Origin of the sequence: Aureimonas sp. AU22 (genome assembly GCF_001463745.1) — a bacterium.
In the GTDB taxonomy this organism is placed as follows: Bacteria; Pseudomonadota; Alphaproteobacteria; order Rhizobiales; family Rhizobiaceae; genus Aureimonas.
The window spans coordinates 124,424-143,050 of sequence record NZ_BBWJ01000032.1; the positions used below are offsets into that span (position 1 = coordinate 124,424).

General features: G+C 63.4%; 16 protein-coding genes and 1 tRNA gene. 14 read left to right on the forward strand and 3 right to left on the reverse strand.

Annotated features, from left to right (window positions below):
- The first annotated feature begins 60 nt into the window (after positions 1 to 60).
- The 7 genes from AUL34_RS22250 (at position 61) to AUL34_RS11255 (ending at position 7,520) form a co-directional block, all read left to right on the forward strand.
- Positions 61 to 1,209, forward strand: coding sequence for a hypothetical protein (locus AUL34_RS22250; protein ID WP_156420886.1), 1,149 nt, complete (start codon positions 61 to 63; stop codon positions 1,207 to 1,209).
- A 335-nt stretch (positions 1,210 to 1,544) separates the two neighbouring features.
- Entirely contained in the window at positions 1,545 to 2,063 is a 519-nt protein-coding gene (locus AUL34_RS22255) for a hypothetical protein (protein WP_192845734.1), read from the forward strand.
- Positions 2,064 to 2,143: 80 nt separating this feature from the next.
- Complete coding sequence (locus AUL34_RS11235) at positions 2,144 to 2,347, forward strand: helix-turn-helix domain-containing protein (protein WP_061933800.1); 204 nt, start codon at positions 2,144 to 2,146, stop codon at positions 2,345 to 2,347.
- Complete coding sequence (locus AUL34_RS11240) at positions 2,344 to 4,551, forward strand: bifunctional DNA primase/polymerase (RefSeq protein ID WP_082653313.1); 2,208 nt, start codon at positions 2,344 to 2,346, stop codon at positions 4,549 to 4,551. The genes AUL34_RS11235 and AUL34_RS11240 overlap by 4 nt, the downstream gene beginning before the upstream one ends.
- 364 nt (positions 4,552 to 4,915) lie before the next feature.
- Positions 4,916 to 6,148, forward strand: coding sequence for a site-specific integrase (locus AUL34_RS11245; protein ID WP_061933802.1), 1,233 nt, complete (start codon positions 4,916 to 4,918; stop codon positions 6,146 to 6,148).
- A 300-nt stretch (positions 6,149 to 6,448) separates the two neighbouring features.
- Positions 6,449 to 6,661 (forward strand): hypothetical protein, encoded by a 213-nt coding sequence (locus AUL34_RS11250; RefSeq protein ID WP_061933803.1) that lies wholly within the window; start codon positions 6,449 to 6,451, stop codon positions 6,659 to 6,661.
- A 265-nt stretch (positions 6,662 to 6,926) separates the two neighbouring features.
- Positions 6,927 to 7,520 carry a hypothetical protein gene (locus AUL34_RS11255; RefSeq protein WP_202814949.1) on the forward strand — a complete coding sequence of 198 codons (594 nt, stop codon included), beginning with the start codon at positions 6,927 to 6,929 and terminating at the stop codon, positions 7,518 to 7,520.
- Between the two features lie 30 nt (positions 7,521 to 7,550).
- On the opposite strand, the gene AUL34_RS11260 is transcribed toward AUL34_RS11255, so the two are convergent.
- Together AUL34_RS11260 and AUL34_RS11265 are read right to left on the reverse strand one after the other, a co-directional pair.
- The gene (locus tag AUL34_RS11260; protein ID WP_156420888.1) at positions 7,551 to 7,859 is read right to left on the reverse strand and encodes a hypothetical protein; all 309 of its coding nucleotides are present in this window, start codon (positions 7,857 to 7,859) and stop codon (positions 7,551 to 7,553) included.
- A gap of 51 nt (positions 7,860 to 7,910) precedes the next feature.
- Positions 7,911 to 8,753: a hypothetical protein gene (locus AUL34_RS11265; RefSeq protein WP_061933806.1), complete on the reverse strand. Its 843-nt coding sequence runs from the start codon at positions 8,751 to 8,753 to the stop codon at positions 7,911 to 7,913.
- A 110-nt stretch (positions 8,754 to 8,863) separates the two neighbouring features.
- On the opposite strand from AUL34_RS11265, the gene AUL34_RS11270 reads away from it, so the two are divergent.
- Genes AUL34_RS11270 through AUL34_RS11285 form a run of 4 tightly spaced genes read left to right on the forward strand, consistent with a single transcriptional unit; the run spans position 8,864 to position 15,889 of the window.
- Complete coding sequence (locus AUL34_RS11270; protein WP_061933807.1) at positions 8,864 to 9,103, forward strand: helix-turn-helix domain-containing protein; 240 nt, start codon at positions 8,864 to 8,866, stop codon at positions 9,101 to 9,103.
- Positions 9,104 to 9,160: 57 nt separating this feature from the next.
- Positions 9,161 to 11,527 (forward strand): class I SAM-dependent DNA methyltransferase, encoded by a 2,367-nt coding sequence (locus tag AUL34_RS22830; RefSeq protein ID WP_061933808.1) that lies wholly within the window; start codon positions 9,161 to 9,163, stop codon positions 11,525 to 11,527.
- Positions 11,524 to 12,876, forward strand: coding sequence for a restriction endonuclease subunit S (locus tag AUL34_RS11280; protein WP_061933809.1), 1,353 nt, complete (start codon positions 11,524 to 11,526; stop codon positions 12,874 to 12,876). The genes AUL34_RS22830 and AUL34_RS11280 overlap by 4 nt, the downstream gene beginning before the upstream one ends.
- 1 nt (position 12,877) lies before the next feature.
- Positions 12,878 to 15,889 (forward strand): type I restriction endonuclease subunit R, encoded by a 3,012-nt coding sequence (locus tag AUL34_RS11285; RefSeq protein WP_202814950.1) that lies wholly within the window; start codon positions 12,878 to 12,880, stop codon positions 15,887 to 15,889.
- A 290-nt stretch (positions 15,890 to 16,179) separates the two neighbouring features.
- On the opposite strand, the gene AUL34_RS11290 is transcribed toward AUL34_RS11285, so the two are convergent.
- Positions 16,180 to 16,254, reverse strand: a tRNA-Gly gene (locus AUL34_RS11290).
- A 340-nt stretch (positions 16,255 to 16,594) separates the two neighbouring features.
- Here AUL34_RS11290 and trxA point away from each other — a divergent pair.
- The 3 genes from trxA to AUL34_RS11305 all read left to right on the forward strand — a co-directional run bounded on the left by trxA (position 16,595) and on the right by AUL34_RS11305 (position 18,602).
- Entirely contained in the window at positions 16,595 to 17,572 is a 978-nt protein-coding gene (gene trxA, locus AUL34_RS11295; RefSeq protein WP_061933810.1) for a thioredoxin, read from the forward strand.
- 123 nt (positions 17,573 to 17,695) lie between these two features.
- On the forward strand, positions 17,696 to 18,376 hold the full coding sequence (locus AUL34_RS11300) for an LON peptidase substrate-binding domain-containing protein (RefSeq protein WP_061933811.1): 681 nt from the start codon (positions 17,696 to 17,698) through the stop codon (positions 18,374 to 18,376).
- 34 nt (positions 18,377 to 18,410) lie between these two features.
- The gene (locus AUL34_RS11305) at positions 18,411 to 18,602 is read left to right on the forward strand and encodes a Trm112 family protein (protein ID WP_061933812.1); all 192 of its coding nucleotides are present in this window, start codon (positions 18,411 to 18,413) and stop codon (positions 18,600 to 18,602) included.
- Positions 18,603 to 18,627: the final 25 nt, after the last annotated feature.

Sequence of the window (18,627 nt, forward strand, 5' to 3'; positions counted from 1 at the left end):
AGCGCCCTCCAATGCGTTAGGCTCGCAGCCGACTCGAGGTAGCGCTGGAAGAGGGCAGGGATGCGGATCAGCCGAGAAGAACTCTATCAACTTGTCTCATCTATCCCGCTCAGCAAGCTCGCTCCCCGCTTCGGCGTCAGTGGTACGACGCTAGCTGCGCTGTGCCGGCAGCATGATGTGCCTTACCCAGGATCTGGGTACTGGACCAGAGTGGCTTTGGGGATACCGGTCGAATTGCGACCTCTTCCCGTCGGCGCCAATGAAGTGGCAATCGAAATTGAGCCTCACCGGCCGAAGCAGACATCGGTGGTCGAGAAGCCGCTCGACGAAGCGCTGCCCTTAAAGGTTGAGGCGAAGCCTGAGGAGCCGCATCGCTCGACAGAGCAACCGCCAAAAAAACGACCTGCTCAGCTGCATCCGATTGTCCGCGACTGGCTCGCACAGCACGAGAGGCGACGAGCGGAGGCCCGAAGCAGCCGCGGTTCGCTATGGGGTTCGCCGGCGCAACCACCGCTGTCCGGCATCAACCATCGACGACATCAATTTTGCGACGCATTGTTTCGAGCTTTGGAGGATCAAGGGGCGAAGCTGGAGCAGGTACCCAAAGGGGGCATCGCGGCGCACATCGGTGGCGAGACAATCAAGTTCACCGTCCGCGAGAAAATGCGGCAGGTTAAGCATGCCGCCGGCGTGGGCGGTTACCCATATGCTCGGACCGAACTTGTCGGCACCGACCGGTTGGTGCTGTGCTTTGATACGTACCTGCGCGGGCCTCACCATGAACAGGTCAACGAGACCCCCAAGTCGTCCTTGGAGGGCCGGATACCTCGGATCGCCGAGCGGTTTATCGAAGGAGCGGCGATCCTCCGCGACTGGCGTGCGGAACGGGAACGCGAGGAAGAGCGGTGGCGGCAGGAGGCTGTCCGACGAGCCGAACTGGAGCACCTCGCCAAACTCGAAGAAGGCCGCCGGCAGATGCTTTTTCGAGTGTCAGAGGATTTCGAGAAGGCTCAGCGCATCCGCGCGATGATGGCAGCGCTCCAATCGAGAGTCCCAGGCGGATATGTCGAGATCGGTGAGCGGAGTCTCGGCGACTGGTTCAAATGGGCCGAAGCGGTGGCCGCGGAGCTTGATGCCAGTGCTGGAGGAGCCGACACGCTGTTCGGGCGGATCGCGGAGGTGAGGGTCGATCGGTCTCCGTGGGGCTGAGGCGCCGACGTCTACCGACCGCTCAGGCCGGTCATCGCCATGACGTCCGCTACGGACCTACCCGCTCAACCCCCACAGCAGGCTACGCCAGCTTTTCTTTTTTCGCAGGGCCGGCGCTACGCGTGCGGGCGTGTGGGGCGGTGCCGCTTAACCCCTCCCCCTGCCGGTGCGCTGACTGCTGCCGCGCCGAAGCCGCTGTCACCAGCGGCACGCCGTCACGCGCTGTGTTGAACTCGGTTTACCCCGTGGCGGTGTGCCGGTGGTGACGGCAACTGGTAGCCGCACGGTGCCGGCCTGCGGTAGGGGGGGGGGGTCTTGTCGGTCAGAGGATGCAGATGCCCCGTAAACCAAAATCCGTCCCTGAATTGCTGCTTCCTCGAAACGAGCGTGCGCTCCGACTGTTGGCCAGATCGATCATCATGGCCCACCCCGACACAGAAGGGCGATCCGATGAGAACCGGGTTGGGCAGGTCGTTGCGCTGCTGCTTGGGCGTAAACCGCCGGCTGGGCCGTCCCAGGTAGATCGCGACGACCTTCTGGGAATGATGGCCTTTGATTACTCGGTGCAGGTCTATTCGGAAGGGCGAGATGACGTAACGCCGACGGAAATTGCCCGGAAACTTGTTGAATACCATCCAACGGCATCGAAGCTTGCACACAGGGATGCGATTGTTCGTAATCTCGTCCGAAAGTTCAAAGAAAACGCTGTCAACCTGCTTCGGGACCATTCCTATGATGCTGATGCCGGCCCAGATGTCGCGGAGATGATGTGGCCTGTTCTCGAAGGCTTGGAAAAGCTTGAGGTAAAGATTGAGCCGCACGTCATCCCGCCGGGATACCGTCAAGGAAAATAACTGCGCGATTTGAATCCGTCGCGATGGGCAGTGTGTATGGCTAATCAAAGGACCGTCTCAACCAAACGAGAGGGTCACCAATGCCTGAACACCTTCAGAAACCTGAAAAACTGCTCACACTCCAGGCTGCCGCCAAGGCGCTGGGCCTGCATTACTGGCAGCTCCAACGCGCGGTGAAGCGCGGCGACCTTCCGGCCTACCAGCCGTTCAACAGCCGTAAGCTCGTTAAGCTGTCGGACATCCAGGCTTCGATCGAAGCCTCGAAGATCGGCGGTGCAGCGTGAGCGGGAGCATTTTTGAAGAAGCAGCACCGAAGTTCTGGTTGCTCGGCCTGAAATGCGTTCCGCTGGAGCCGGGCTCGAAGCGCCCCGCTAAGGAGCTCAAAAGCTGGCAAGGGTACCTTGCCGCCGTTCCCAACGAGGTCAAGCGCAAGACTTGGCTTGAGACCTATGCCGACAACGGCATTGGCCTACTGATGGGCGGCGAGGCCAAACCCGGCCATGCTTTGATCGCCTTGGACGTCGACGACGACCGCTTGGTCGCGCCCGTTGAGCGATTTCTCAAGTCCAAGGGCGGCGTCATCTCCGGCAAGAAAGGCAAGAAGGGCGCCACCTACTTCGTTCAGACGCCGAAGGGCACCAAGTCGACCGTTCTGAAGGGCACGGACGGCTTGGGCGACATCGACGTGCTCGCTGGTGGCAAGATGACGGTCATGCCGCCTTCAATTCATCCGGAGACGCAAAAGCCGTATGTCGATTGGGGCGCGTCGCTTCTGGAAACGTCCTTAGACCAACTCCCCATCGTGACTCCAAGCGAACTGAAAATGCTCGGTGTCGCGCTTGGTTCAGCGGAGATCCTGGTGATCTTGGACGGCAAGGGAACACACGAAGCCGGGCTGCCGCTTGTCGGCCGTTTGGTCGCGAAGGGAGCGACGGACAACGAAATCACGGCCATCATCACTGCGTTTTTGCCAGAGGGCTACGAGGGTAACGCCTTGGACGAACTTCCCGGCTGGGTCGAGTCGGCCCGCGATAAGGGCTTCGATGCCGGCGGGGAGAAACAACGTCAGACCCTCGTGGAAACCCTCGTCAACATGACGTTCGCCACCGATTGCTCATACTTCAATGACGGCGATGGGACCGCTTACGTCACAATTCCCACCGGTGAGGGCGTGCTGACCTACGCGGTGCGCTCCAGCAGCTTTGAACAGTGGATTCGCCATCAGGCTTTCACCCGACTTGGTAAGCCGGCGAGCCGCAATCCCGTTTCGGAGGTGATCGACACGTTGGAGGCGAACGCTCTCTTCTCGTCTCCCACGCTTCCCGTCTTCCGGCGTGTAGGCGGTGACATGGACCAAGTGGAAATCGATCTCGGCCGCCCGGACGGAAACGTCGTCGCGGTGACAACGAACGGTTGGCGGATCGAAGCGGTGGCAAATCATCGGTTCATCCGCGGGGCCGGCTTCCGTGGTCTTCCCAACCCGAGAAATGGCACATCCCTAGCAAAGCTCCAGCGTCTGCTGGGCCTCGGGGACAATGTCTTCCGCCTCCTCTCGGCATTTCTCCTCAACGCCCTGAAGCCCTCCGGCCCCTACCTCGTCCTGCTGATTGAAGGCGAACAGGGCTCGGGCAAGAGCTTCCTGATGGATGTCATCAAGCGGATCATCGATCCCAATGCTGCGAAAGGTATCCGCCTCCCGGACAACGACCGGGACCTCATGATTCAGGCCAAAGAGTTCTGGTTGCTCAACTTTGACAACGCATCGGGGATGAAGGGCGATATCTCGGATGCGCTCTGCTCGCTGGCGACCGGTGGCGGTATCGCCATCCGCAAGCTCTATACCAACGGCGAGTTGAACATCATCTCCTACGCCCGCCCGTTCGTCATCAACGGCATATCCAACTTCGTCAGCCGTCCCGATCTGATGGAGCGGGCTATCCCCTTACGGTTGTCGCCGATGCTGGAAGGCGGCCGGAAGGAGGAGGCTGTCCTGCTGGCGGAGTTTGAGGAGATGCTGCCGGAAATTCTTGGTGTTCTCTACGACGCTGTGGCTTGCGCGATGCGTAACTCAGCTAACGTCACGCCGCCGACCAACGTCCGCATGGCGGACGCGGCCCGGTGGATTTTGGCAGGTGAGGAAGCTCTAGGCCTCGGCGGCTCTTCCACGATCGACGCGATCGTGGAAGCCCAGGACGATGTGATGATCGAACGTGTCAACGACGACCCCCTCGTCATCAAGCTGCGGGAGTCCACCCTCCTAGGCAAAGAATACGAAGGGACGATCGGTGAGCTATTCGTGGCATTGGGCTGCGATAACAATTCCATGCTACCCAAAACACCGTCGCAACTGTCGAAGGCACTTGCCCGTCTTCGGCCAATCATGGCGCGTGTTGGCATCAAGGTAGAAGAGTTGCCGAAGACAAATAAGGGCAAGCGTGTCCGCATCACGGTTGAGGCGAAGGGTCCTCCGCCGTTCACCAAGTTCTGACGTGACGCCCTGACGGCGGTGACGACGCTTGCGCGTCGTCACCGCACCTCGCCCCGGGGGAGGGGTAGTACCCTGGGCAGTGCTGGCCCGCGCGCCGGCCGGCTACCGTCACCAGCGGCACACCAGCACTCACCGCAGCCGTCTGCTCCGCGACTTCAACCCTGGCGGGGACGAATTCCGGAATATCGCGAGGCCCGCTCCGACGGGCATCGTCCTGCGCCAAAGCATCCTTGGTTACACGCGTGGTTTCTCGTCGGGCGTATACGTCGTCCGAGCAGGGCCGCTGCGATTAATTGTGTCGGTTGCTTCTGCGTGTTTTCCTTTTGCTTTTTGCCCTCATTCTGTTCCGGAAGTGATCTCTCCTATGGACTTCACCGTCAAGCTCACCAAGCGCACCCGCAAGCGCAAGCTGACCAGCGGCGCCATCGTCATGCAGGACCGCTACGTCCTGAACTACGTCGACCCGAAGTCGGGCGGGCGCAAGCAACTCTTCTTCGAGAAGAAGAAGGAGGCCGAAGCCCGCCAGCGCGAACTGCTGGCCCAGGTCGCCGAGGGGACCTACGTCGATCCGAAGGCTGTCCCGATGATCGGGGAGGCGATCGACCACTGGCTCGCCGACAAGGAGGGCAAGGTGAAACCCTCGACGTTGATGGGCTACAAGATAGTGGCGAACTGCATCCGGGGCCCACTGCTGGAGGGCTCGCCGCGCGAGCGCTTCGAGCTTACCGCCAACGGCAAGAAGCCGAAGAACGCCCAGTTCGTCGCGATGCTGGGCGCTCTGAAGCTCACCGACCTCACGACGGCGGCGATCCGGGCGTGGCACCGCACGCTGGTCGAGATGGTCGGCAACTACACCGCCAACCGCGCCAAGGCGCACCTGAAGTCGATCCTAGCGCTCGCCGAGGAGGACTTCGGCACCCGTGCCCCGTCGATGCCGACCGGCCTCGCCCGCGCCCGGCACAAGCCGAAGAAGACCATCCTTGCGTCCAAGGACATCCAGGCGCTGATCAAAGCTGCCAAGCTCGACGACGAGCACGGCATCTACTACGCCTTCCCCTTCCTCGCTGGCACGCGCCCCTCCGAGCAGTTGGGCCTTCTGTGGGAGGACGTCGACTTCGAGGCCAACGTCATCCGCATTTGCCGCATCCAGGAGCGGGACGGCTCGCTCACCGAGATGACCAAGACCGAGGCCGGCACACGCGACATCCCGATGGGGGCGACGCTCCGCGAGATGCTCCTGTCCTGGCGCCTGCGCTGCCCGCGCAAGGACAAGGCGCTGCACCGCGTCTTCCCCGGCCCCGGTCGCCTGCAGGAATGGCCGAAGCCCCGGATCGGCGGCGGTGGTCCGCTTCTCTACCAGAACTTCCGTCGGCGCTATTGGGAGCCCGCCTTCGAGCGACTGAAGCTGCCCTACGTCACGCCACACTCGGCCCGGCACTCCTTCATCTCGACGCTCCAGGCGGAGGGGATCGAGGTCGGGCTCGTGGCCCAGATCGCCGGCCATGCCAACCCGACGGTGACGCTAGGACACTACACCCAGGCTGTTCGCGGCGGCAGCGCGGCCGTGGCGGCGCTCGACCGCGCCTATGCGTCGTGAGGTAGAATGGCACTGGCTCGCTTGCATGTGCGGCCGGGGTGAGGGCAGGGGCATGCCGCCCTGCCTACCCATGGCTACGTCTCGAGGCGCCGTGCCTACGCGGGGCGCGGTGGCGGCCGGCGCCGCTATGGTAGCACCCACCGCGCCGCTGCGCGCGCCGGTGTGCCCCCCGTTCGCCTCGCCACATATGGCTCGCTTGCCACAATGCCGCCGCGCCCATGCGCCTCGCGCCATCCGATAAATTGTGCCGCCAGTTTCGCCGTGTTTCAATTTCTCTATTTCGAACATGGAGATAGCGCGATGAACTACCTGATGATCGAGGACCGCAACACCGGCGCCACCGAACTGGTCAGCCTGGAGGAGGCCGAGCGCCGCTCCGGGATCAGCGCCGACGAGATCGAATGGGCGCTGGAGGAATACGGCGTCTGCGACGGCATCGACCACACCATCACCGACACCCGGCCGGCCGAGGAGATCGTGGCGGACGATATGGAGGCCTGCCTCGCCGCCTGAGGGGCGGTAGAGCCCAACGTCCTGCGGCGCGGCCGGGACTCATCGCTCCGGTCGCGCATCGCTGTGTCTCTCTCCGGGGCGCCTTGCTGCCGCCTCCCCCACCTATGGTGGCGGCAGCGAAAGCGACGGGGGACCCGTCCGAACGTCGGAAGGGTATCGGATATCCTACCCTGGTGGGCATGACCTTTCGCGCTGGTCACTCAACGTGCCATTCTGGCAGCGCCGAAGCTGCTGACGGGCGACGCCGATGCCACTCCAGAACCGCGTGAACCCGTTCGGCAAGATTGTCGCCGTGGCCGCCAAGGGCGATCTCATGGGCAATCGCGGCTGTCTGCACAACGACCGCCGCGAGGTCGTGCGCAACTATCGCAGCAAGGCGTGGATCGCCTGCGTGACGTCGTGGCCGGGTGTCCGGCGCCAGCTCATGACGCCCGGCAGCTACACCGAATTGTTCTTCCGCGATGAGGCGACAGCATTGTCGGCCGGGCACCGCCCATGCGCCGAATGCCGACGCGACCGCTTCCGCGCTTTCCAGGCAGCATGGGTCCGCGCTGGTCTGTCGGGCGAGCCGCCGCGCGTCACGGTGATGGACGACCGTCTGCACCGGGAGCGTTCGGAGACCGAATGCCCCATCGTCGATACCGTTGCGGAGCCTGATGGCGTCATCCTCTCGCCGGTCGGCTCTGCGGATTGCTTCCTCAAGTGGAAGGGCCGTCTGCATCGTTGGTCGTTCGATGGTTATGGGCCGGCCGCACCTCCGCCGAACGAGGCAATGCGCCGACTCACGCCCGTGAGCATCGCGGCGGTCTTGGCTGCCGGCTATGTTCCTGGCGTCCACATCTCCGTGGACGCGAGCTGACACCGTGACGGAGAAGGCGCCGACGCTCCTTCAGTAGCAGCGTGTGACGTTGCCGTCCTGAATGCAGGTGAGCTTAGCCGGTGGAGGAGGGTTGAGGCCCTGGGCCATCATGGCAACGCCATCGGTGACCATTTTCTGCCGCCGCTGCTGCTCGACCTGAACCGCCACAGGCTTGAGTTGGCTCATGCAATAGTCGTGATAGCGCGTGCCTGGACCATGTCCGCCGCCCGTGCAGACCTCCAGCGTTCGTTTGGTTGCCGCTTCCTCGACCGTTTGGCACCCGGCCAGGGCGGCAGTCAACGGCAAGGCGAGAACGAGGACGTATGGTCTGCGGATCATCGGCGCGAACTCCAAAAGCACAACGAAAACATGTCGGTATGTCGCGCGCAATTATCTGAAGCAGCCGAGCAGACGACGGAGGAGGGAGGCAGGCTTAGGGTTCGCCGAGGCCCCACCGCCGCCGTTGTCGTTGGCGTCACCGACCGGTTCGTCCGTCATCGGATCGGGGTGGCTTGTGGAAGGGGTATTCCTCTCCGCGCCGGTGAGGAAACTCGTGTCCCATCGCGACGCTCCCGTCTTGGCGGCCTCCGCGAGCGTCGCTCTCGCGTCGGGATGAGCAACCAACAGGAACACGACGTGCTTCGTGCGGAACGCCCAGAGCGACGCGTCCGGAGCGACGGCGCGAAGCCGCTCGACGCAGGCCGAGACGAACGCCTCCCTCTCGACGCGGGGAAAGTGCTGGTAGATCAGGACGGACTTACCGGTCTCGTAGAAGGCGCGGATCTCGTCGAGAAAAACGTACTTCGACGAGTTCTTCCGGCCGGCCCGCAGCGAGGGGACCTCCAGCCCGTTGTCGGGGTCGAAAAACACGAGGTCGGTGTCCGCAAAGGCGACACGGCAGGCGTCCATGTAGGCCTGTCGCTCGTCGGCGTCGTCGCTGAGCGATCCGTTAAGGTAGCGCGCGCCGGGGATCGCGCCGCTCTCCTCGATCGTCTCCAACCGTCGCCGGTCGGGGTCGGCCGCCGCTTGCGCCAGAATGTCGAACAGCGCCGGGTCGAAGGCGCGGTGCTTCTCTGGCTGGGCAAGGTAGGCGAGCTTGTTACCGTCCGTAGTGCCGTCCGACGGGGTGAGCATCCAGCATACGCCAATGCGGTTGGCGCCGTCTGCCGCCAGGGCTCGCAATAGGGCGTACTTCCGGTAGTCGCTGATGTCGCCGACGTACTGCTCTTTCATGGCTGCCTCGAATCGAACCGATCGTGGCAGCACCATGAGCGAATACCCGAATTTGGGGTACTCTAAATTGGGGTTTCAATTGCGCGCTGGTCTCCAACCGGCACAGCGACGTGACATCCCTTCGTTCCAATCTCTATCGCCGCATTATCGAACGGCTCGTGCAAGCGCGGAGGGACGCTGGGATCACACAGGCTGAGCTTGGAGAGCGGATCGGCCAGCGTCAGACCTTCGTATCAAAGGTCGAGTTGCTGGAGCGACGAATCGACGTGGCTGAGTTTATCAGCGTTTGCAGAGCGATTGGCGCAGATCCAAACGTGCTGATTGCAGCGGCCGAAAACGACACCCTTTAGTGCGCTGCCGAGTCTCCGACATTGGCGTATGCCATGAGGCCGTCGTAGAAGGCCCTCATGAACATAAGCCAATTCATCTGGAACATCGCCGACGACGTGCTACGCGGCGTCTACACCCGCGGGAAGTACCGCGACATTATCCTGCCGATGACGGTCATTCGTCGGCTCGACGCCGTGCTCGAGGCGACGAAGCCTGCGGTGCTGGCCCGCAAAGTGGAGCTCGACGCGCTCGACCTGCCGCCCGCCGCTCAGGAGCCGGCGTTAAACAAGGCGGCGGCGCAGGCTTTCCACAACGGATCGCCCTTTACGCTGAAGCAGTTGCTTTCACGCCCGAACCCGGCGACGCAGAGGGCGGACTTCGAAAGTTATCTCGACGGCTTTTCGGCCAATGTCCGCGAGATCATCGAGCAATTCGGCTTTCGCAAGCAGCTCGACACGCTGGAGCGCGCCGCAATCCTCCACGCCCTGTTGGAGAAGTTCTGCGATGATCGGGTGAACCTGTCGCCCGCTCCGGTCCGCGATGACGATGGCCGCATCCGCCTGCCCGCGATGGACAATCACGCGATGGGCACGCTGTTCGAGGAACTGCTTCGCAAGTTCAACGAAGAGAATAACGAGGAAGCGGGGGAGCACTTCACGCCGCGCGACGTCATCGAACTGATGGCGGAACTGGTGTTCCGTCCCGTCGCCGACCGAATCGGAGATAGCACCTATCTGCTCTATGACGATGCCTGCGGCACCGGCGGGATGCTAACGGTTGGCGAAGCCAAGCTGGCGCGCCTTGCCGCAGGTGCGGGCAAGGCGGCGGAAATTCATCTCTATGGCCAAGAGAGCAATCCCGAGACCTACGCCATCTGCAAGGCCGACCTGCTAATCAAGGGCGAGGGTGCAGAGGCACGCAACATCGCACCGAACTCCACCTTGTCCGCCGACGCACATGGCCGTCAGGGGCTGCGCTTCGATTTCATGATGGCCAACCCGCCGTTCGGAAAGACCTGGAAGGTCGATCTCGCTGCGATGGGCGGCAAGGCAGGGGCGCTCGATCCTCGCTTTGTGGTCAAGCATCCCGGCCTTGAGGGAGACGACAAGCAGCTTCGCCTGTTCCCGCGCGTGTCGGACGGGCAGCTTCTGTTTCTTGTCAACAAGCTGAGCAAGATGAAGGATACGCCGCTCGGCAGCCGCATCGCCGACATTCACAACGGCTCCGCCCTGTTCACCGGCGAGGCGGGTTCAGGCGAAAGCAATGTCCGCCGCTGGATCATCGAGAATGACTGGCTGGAAGCGATCGTCGCGCTGCCGCTCAACATCTTCTATAACACCGGCATCGCGACCTATGTCTGGGTGCTGAGCAATCGCAAGGCCGAGCGTCGCAAGGGTAAGGTCCAGTTGATCGACGCGACCGGTTTGTTCCGGCCGCTCCGCCGCAACCTTGGCAAGCGCAATTGCGAGATGACGCCTGAGCATATCCAGGCGGTGCTCAATGCCTATGAGGCAATGGAACCGAGCGACACCTCGGTCGTGCTGCCCAACAGCGCGTTCGGCTACTGGAAGATCGTCGTCGAACGACCGCTGAGGCTGCGTTCGCGTTTCACGCGCGAGGCGATCGATGCGTTGCGTTTTCAAAGCGGCCACCGTTCTTTGCGCCAGGCGCTGCACGCCGAGTTCGGTGATGCCCTGTTCGATGATTTCGCCAGCGTGGCGGAACGTCTGAAAGCCCATCTCGATCCGCCCGAGGCGGAAATGGAAGAGGCAGCGGAGAGCGAGGACGAGGCCAGTGCGGAGGGCGAGGAGGTCGCCGCCGAAGCCGAGGACACCACGCCGAAGTTGCCGCGCAAGACGGTGAAGAAGCTTCTCGATCCAGCCACCTGGGTGCGCGACCGCCGCTTGCACCGCGCCGCCGAACGGCTGATGGCGGTGATCGGCGATGCCGAGCATGACGATTACGCCGTGTTCGAGGCGAAGGTGACGGGCGCGATTAGAGCCGAGCGATTGGTGATGAAACCCGCCGAGGCGCGGATGATCGCAAGAGCGATGAGCTGGCGCGCAGCTGATGCCAGGCCGATCGTGAAATCCGCATCGAAGAAAGTAGCCGATCCGCGCGGCGGGTTTTTCACAGCGACCGTGAAGGGCAAAGCGGCGATCGTCGTCTATGAGCCTGACAAGGCTCTGTCGGATACTGAGATCGTTGCGTTCGACGAGCCCGGCGGGATCGAGGCGTTCTTCGAGCGCGAAGTGCTGCCGCATGCGGACGATGCCTGGATCGACCGCGAAAAAACTAGGATCGGCTATGAAGTCTCGTTCGCGCGGCATTTCTACAAGCCCAAGCCGCCGCGCCCACTGGCCGAGATTAAGGCTGAGATCGACGCTCTGGAGCACCAGACCCAGGCGCTGCTTGATGCAGTGCTGGTCGAGGCGGACGCATGACCACGGCGTTGAACCCCTATCCCGAGTATCGCGACAGTGGCGTCGATTGGCTGCCGAAAGTGCCAGCGCATTGGGGCTTCGTCCGCAATGGGCGCCTATTTGCCGAGCGCAACGAGACCGGGTTTCCTGATTTGCCGATCTTGGAGGTCTCGCTGCGGACAGGTGTCCGGGTCCGCGACATGGACGGCGGGCGCAAGCAGCAGTTGGCCGACCGGGCCAAATACAAACGCGCTACCGAGGGCGATATCGCCTATAACATCATGCGGATGTGGCAGGGCGCGGTGGGCATTGCTCCCTGCGACGGACTGATCAGCCCCGCCTATGTCGTCGCCCGACCGCTCGATGATATCGACCCCCGCTTCTACACCTACTTGTTCCGAACGACCGCCTATATGCGCCAGGTCGATTTCGCCTCTCGCGGGATCGTGCCCGACCGCAATCGCCTTTATTGGCAGTATTTTAAGCCGCTGTTGTCGCCAGCGCCCCCGCCCACGGAGCAGCGGCGGATCGCCGATTTCCTTGACGCCTATACCGCCCAAGTCCACCGCCTCATCGCCGCCAAACGCCGCATCAGGAGCCTTCTGGTGGAGCGGCGTCAGGCTATAACCCGTGGTCTGGTTTTTTGCGGTATCGATGAACAGTCCGCACTCGTCGACTCGGGTGTAGATTGGGTTGGACTGGCTCCTGAGGCGTGGACAAGGGTCCATTTAGGGTCAGCCGCCAACATCATTCCCGGATATCCCTTTGACGCGAGGCTATTCGGTTCAGAGGATGGCGCACCGCTGATCAGGATTCGCGATCTTTTGCGCGGGCACACATTCCTCCGCGTTGGTGGCCAAGTCCCGGACGGCGCATGGGTGCGTGATGGCGACCTTCTTGTTGGGATGGACGGCGACTTCAATTCAGTGATCTGGGGCGGCGGCGAAGCAGCCCTGAATCAACGCTTATGCTGTCTGCGCCCCGGCTCACGTCTAACCACATCCTATCTCGCGCTCGTGCTGCCGTTCGCACTTCGATATATCAATGACCTCACCTTCTCGACGACGGTGAAGCACCTATCGACCTCTGACCTTAGGCGGTTGCGGTTTCCTGTGCCTGAAGTTGAGGAACAGGCAGCCATTGTTGCTGCGGTAGATGAGCGGACCAAAGATTTGAACTTTGCTCTGAGCCGCGTCGAAACTGAAATCGACCTCATCCTTGAGTACCGCGACAGCCTCACCGCCGCCGTCGTCACGGGAAGGCTCGATGTGCGCGATGCCACGATCCCGACCGTCGAAGGCGACGACTTCGCCGATGATATGGCAACCGACGACGAAGACATGGAGTATGCGCTCGATGCGGTCGACTGATGTGAGCGAGAGCGGACTGGAGGCGCTGATAGTCGCCGGGCTAACCGGCGCTCCGGCCCCGGTCGCGGGCACCCCGACCAGCGGCGCCGAAGAGCGCGCCCCTTTCGCCGGTCCCGACGACTATATCGAGGGTCATCGCGACGATTTCGACCGCGCTCATGCGCTCGACCTCGTCCAGCTCACTTCCTTCCTCCGCGCAACACAGCCTGAGCTGGTCGCCCTGCTGTCACTCGATGCCGACATGCCGCAGCGCCGCGCATTCCTTGCCCGCGTCCGCGACGAGATCACCAATCGCGGAATCATCGACGTGCTACGCTCGGGCGTCCGCCACGGCCCGCACGCGGTGACGCTCTATTTCCCACTGCCGTCGCCTGGCAACCCGCAAGCCGCCATCCGTTTCGGCCGGAATCGCTTTTCGGTCACGCGCCAGCTCGGCTATTCGCTCGATAACGCGCGCCGCGCGCTCGATCTTGCGCTGTTCGTCAACGGGCTGCCGCTCGCCACATTCGAGCTTAAGAACTCGCTGACCGGCCAAACCGCCGCCCATGCCGAGGCGCAATACAAGACCGACCGTGACGCTAAGGAATTGATCTTTCGCCCTACCCGCTGCGCCGTCCATTTCGCGATGGACGATCGCGAGGTGCGGATGTGCACCGCGCTCGCCGGGCAGAAGAGCTGGTTCCTGCCGTTCAACAAGGGCCACAACGACGGCGCGGGCAACCCGCCCAACTCAGACGGCATCCGCACTGACTATCTGTGGCGTGAGGTGCTGGCCAAGCGCAGCTTGAGCGACATCATCGAAAACTTTGCTGGCATCGTCGAGGAGCGCGACGCGCGCGGCCGCATCGTGGCGCGAAAGCCGATCTTCCCGCGCTATCACCAGCTCGATGTGGTGCGCGCGCTTTGCGCGAATGCGTCGGCGAATGGCGCAGGGCGGCGCTATCTGATTCAGCACTCGGCAGGCTCCGGCAAGTCGAACTCGATCGCTTGGACAGTCCACAAGCTGGTCGGGCTCGAAGTCAGCGGCGTTCCCGTGTTTGATACGGTAATCGTCGTCACCGACCGGCAGGTGCTCGACAAGAATCTGAAGGACACCATTGGCGGCTTTGCCCAGACGGCGCGATTGATGGGCCATGCCGAACGATCCGGCGATCTGCGCGACTTCATCGAAAGCGGCAAGAAGATCGTCGTCACTACCGTCCAGAAGTTCCCGTTCATCCTAGACGATATAGGCTCGGTCCATCGCGGCCGCCGCTTCGCCATCGTCATAGACGAAGCGCATTCGAGCCAAGGCGGTCGCGCGGCGGGTGCGCTGAACACGGCGCTCGGCGGCACGGAGATCGACGAAGAAGCGACGACCGAGGATCGCATACTGGCGGTGATCGAAGGTCGCCGGATGCTCGACAATGCGAGCTATCTCGCGTTCACCGCAACGCCCAAGAACAAGACTCTGCAGCTTTTCGGCGAGCGCTATGAGCAGGACGGCGAGGTGAAGCACTGCCCTTTCCACCTCTATTCGATGAAGCAAGCGATCGATGAGGGGTTCATCCTGGACGTGCTGGCAAATTACACGCCGGTATCGAGTTGGTATCGCCTCGCGAAAACGATTGGGGACGACCCCAACGTCGACGTGTCGCGCACGCTGAAAACGTTGCGCCGCTACGTCGAAGGGCATGACCACGCCATTGCCACCAAGGCCGGAATAATCGTCGACCACTTCCTCGACCAAGTAAGCGCGCGCAAAAAGGTTAGTGGTGAGGCGCGCGCCATGGTTGCGACTGACGGTATCGAACGCGCGATTGAATATTGGCGGGCGATCAACGCAGCGCTCGCCCAACGCGGATCACCCTACAAGGCGATGGTCGCTTTTTCGGGCGCAGTCGATGATGCTGGGGAGCAGCGGACGGAAGCGTCGTTCAATGGTTTTCCCAGTAGCGAGCTGGAGGACAAGTTCGACGCCGATCCCTATCGGTTCCTCGTTGTCGCGGACAAATATCTGACCGGGTTCGATCAGCCCAAGCTGTTCGCGATGTACGTCGACAAGACGATCGCAGGCGTCAAAGCCGTGCAGGCCTTGTCGCGGCTGAACCGTGCACGGCCCGGCAAAAGCGAGCCCGTGGTGCTGGACTTCCGCAACGATCCGGCAGTGGTCGAGGCGGCGTTCTCCGACTTCTACCGCGCCACTATCCTGTCGGGTGAGACTGATCCCAACATGCTGCACGATCTGAAGCGCGGGCTCGATGACGCTGAAGTCTATACCGCGGAGGATGTCGAAGCTGTTGTCTCCTTGTTCCTTGCCGCGGCACCGCGAGAGCGCCTCGACCCGATTCTCGACGCCTGTTCGACGCGCTACGAGGCGCAGACTGAGGCCGAGCAAATCGCGTTCAAAGGCGCTGCTAAGGCGTTCGTCCGCAACTACGCTTTTCTCGGCACGATCTTGCCTTACGCCGTTCCGGAGTGGGAGAAGCTTTCTACACTCTTAGCACTCTTGCTTCCGAAATTACCCAGCCCGGCCAGCGACGACGCACCGCTCGACGTGCTCGAGACCATCGACATGGAGAGCTACCGCGTCGAGATCGCAGCAGCGATGCAGATCGCACTAAACGACGCCAACGCGGAGATCGAGCCGGTGCCGACCGGGGCGGCGGGCGGCCCTCTAGAATCGGAAATAGATCAGCTCAGCTCCGTGGTCCGCGAATTCAACGAACGTTTCGGCACAACCGACTTTCGCGACCAGGACCGGGTTACCCGCTTTCTGTTTGAAGAGCTTCCCGAGAAGATCGGCGCGAATGGCCGCGTGCAGAACGCGCTGCGGAATAGCGATACGCAGAACGCTCGGATCGAGCACAACCGCGCTGTTGACGACGAGTTGCTCGGCCGCCTCGCGGACCACACCGACCTCTACGCACTCTACAACACTGATCAAGCGTTCAGAGTGTGGTTGCAAGAGCGCCTGTTTGCTGCTGCGACACAGACGAGTTCGCCAAGCATAACTAACCCGCCGCCAGCGTGAACGGTCTGGCCGTAGTGGTTTCCGAGCAGGCTTGGCAAAGGCATGCGAACGCGCACAATCGAGCGCAGACAGCTGAAGCGCCTGTCCGCGGTAACACACATGAACCTCTTTCCACCACTTCAACGCCGCGACGCCAAAACGCCTGCCGCGATCGCCGCCGTAACCCGGAAGTAACCACGCGCGTCTGATCGAGCAAAATTTCGTTGGAAAATACCGCGACTTCAACCGCAAAAAAACGTCGCAAGCCCTCGTCGGAACTGGCTTCGCGTCCTCGGTTACCGGAAGAAAAATGGAGCGGGCGATGGGATTCGAACCCACGACCCCAACCTTGGCAAGGTTGTGCTCTACCCCTGAGCTACGCCCGCCCGCTCCCCGCTGGAGGCCGTCGCTGCGGCGTCTGCGGTGAGCGGCTTATGGCCCAACGGCGGGAGGATTGCAACAGGGAAAATGACAAGGCCGCGACGATGGCCGGAGGGGGTCTGGAGACCCGGCCGGACTGGTCTGTGCCTCGTTGCGGGCGACGGCTTCGCGGAGCGGGCTTCCCTTCTTGATGGCGTGGCGCTTGCGCACGATATGGCGACCTGTCATCCCGAAAGGTGCCGGGCGGCCATGCCGGTCGCCCGAGACGATCTTCAGGCTCCATCCGAATGCGTTTCCCGAAGGGGCGCGTCCGGCGACGAGCCATCAGCGACGCGGACGGTCTCGATGAGCAACAATCCCTATGCTTCGCCGCTCGGCGGCTACGGCGCCCAGACGACGGCCGCAGGCGCCTCCGCCGCCCGGCCGGGCCCTTCCGCGCCGGGCGGCGATCTGGTGAAGGACACCACAACCGCCAGCTTCTCGGCCGACGTCGTGCGGGAATCGCGCAACCAGCCGGTGCTCGTCGACTTCTGGGCGCCGTGGTGCGGGCCGTGCAAGCAGCTGACGCCGGTGCTGGAGCGCGTGGTCCAGGCTGCGGGCGGGCGCGTCAAGCTGGTCAAGATGAACATCGACGAGCATCCGTCGATCGCCGGTCAGCTCGGTGTCCAGTCCATCCCGGCCGTGTTCGCCTTCGTGGACGGCCAGCCGGTGGACGGGTTCATGGGCGCGCTGCCCGAGAGCGAGGTCAAGGCCTTCATCGACAGGCTGACGGCCGGCCGTCCGGCTCCCGGCGGCGATCCGCTGGCCGAGGCTCTGGAGCAGGCCGGCGAGTTCCTGAAGGCCGGGAACGCGGCGCAGGCGTCGCAGCTCTTCGGCGCGGTGCTGCAGCACGATCCGGAAAACGCCAAGGCGGCCGCCGGCCTTGCCGAGTGCTATCTCCTGGCCGGCGATACGGCACGGGCGCAGTCGGTGGCGGATGCGATGCCGCCGGCGGTCCTGGACGATCCGGCCTTCGCGCCCGTGAAGGCGCGGCTGAAGCTTCTGGAGGAGATCGCGGGGCTCGGCGACGCCAAGGCGCTGCGGGCGCGGCTCGAGACGGACCCGGACGACCACCAGGCGCGTTTCGACCTCGCGCTGATCTCGCAGGCGGAGGGCGACCGGGCCGCCGCCGCGGACGGGCTTCTGGAAATCGTGCGGCGCGACCGTGCGTTCGAGGACGACGGCGCGCGGCGGAAGCTCCTCGAATTCTTCGAGGCCTGGGGCCCGATGGACCCCGCCACCAAGGACGGACGGCGCAAGCTGTCGTCGCTCCTGTTCCGCTAGGCCCGTCCGGGCGCAGCGCGGCGCCTCGCCGCCGGATCGGGAGGGCGGGCGCGGATCCGTCGCCCTTGGCGAGGCGGGCCGCTGCGCCAATTGGGCGGGAACGCACGAGAGAGGATCCAAGCCGTGGTTCAGGTCGGAAACGTCAACTACCGCACGGAAGCGGATCTGCCGGAAACCGTCCCCGTGTTTCCCCTGACGGGCGCCCTGCTTCTGCCGGGCGGCCAGATGCCCCTCAATATCTTCGAACCGCGCTACATCGCGCTGTTCGACAAGGCGATGACCGGCGATCGGGTGGTGGGCATGATCCAGCCTCGTCTCGACGGCGGCCTGCGGCCGGACGGCGAGCCCGAACTGTGCGCCGTCGGGTGCCTTGGACGGGTCACCTCGTTCTCGGAAAGCGGGGATGGCCGCTACATCATCAGCCTTCAGGGCATCGCACGCTTTCGCGTCCGCGAGGAGCTATCGGGGCCCGAGCCCTTCCGCACCTGCCGCATCGCGCCGTTCTCCGCCGATCTCGACCCCGGGGAGGGGGCCGACGAGGTCGACCGCGAGGGGCTACTCAAGGCGTTCCGCATGTACCTCGAGGCGAACCAGCTCCAGGCCGACTGGGATTCGGTCTCGAAGGCCTCCAACGAGACGCTGGTCAACGCGCTGTCGATGATGTCGCCCTATGGCGCGGCCGAGAAGCAGGCGCTGCTGGAAGCCCCCGATCTGCGCACGCGGGCCGAGACGCTGGTCGCCATCACCGAGATCTCGCTGGCCCGCGAGAATTCGGGCGACGGCGGCGGACAGATCCTGCAATAGGGCGGCCATGTCGGTTCAACGCGAAGGACGAGCCATGCCGGAGGAAGCCGAGCGCAATCGCCCGGACCCCAAGCTCCTGGAGCTTCTGGTCTGCCCCCTGACCAAGGCGCAGCTCACCTACGATGCTGAGCGCGGCGAACTCGTCTCCAAAGCCGCGCGGCTCGCCTATCCCATCCGCAACGGCATCCCGATCATGCTGCCGTCGGAAGCGCGTCCGCTGGACTGACGAAGGGGCGGGGAAGACCCCGCCC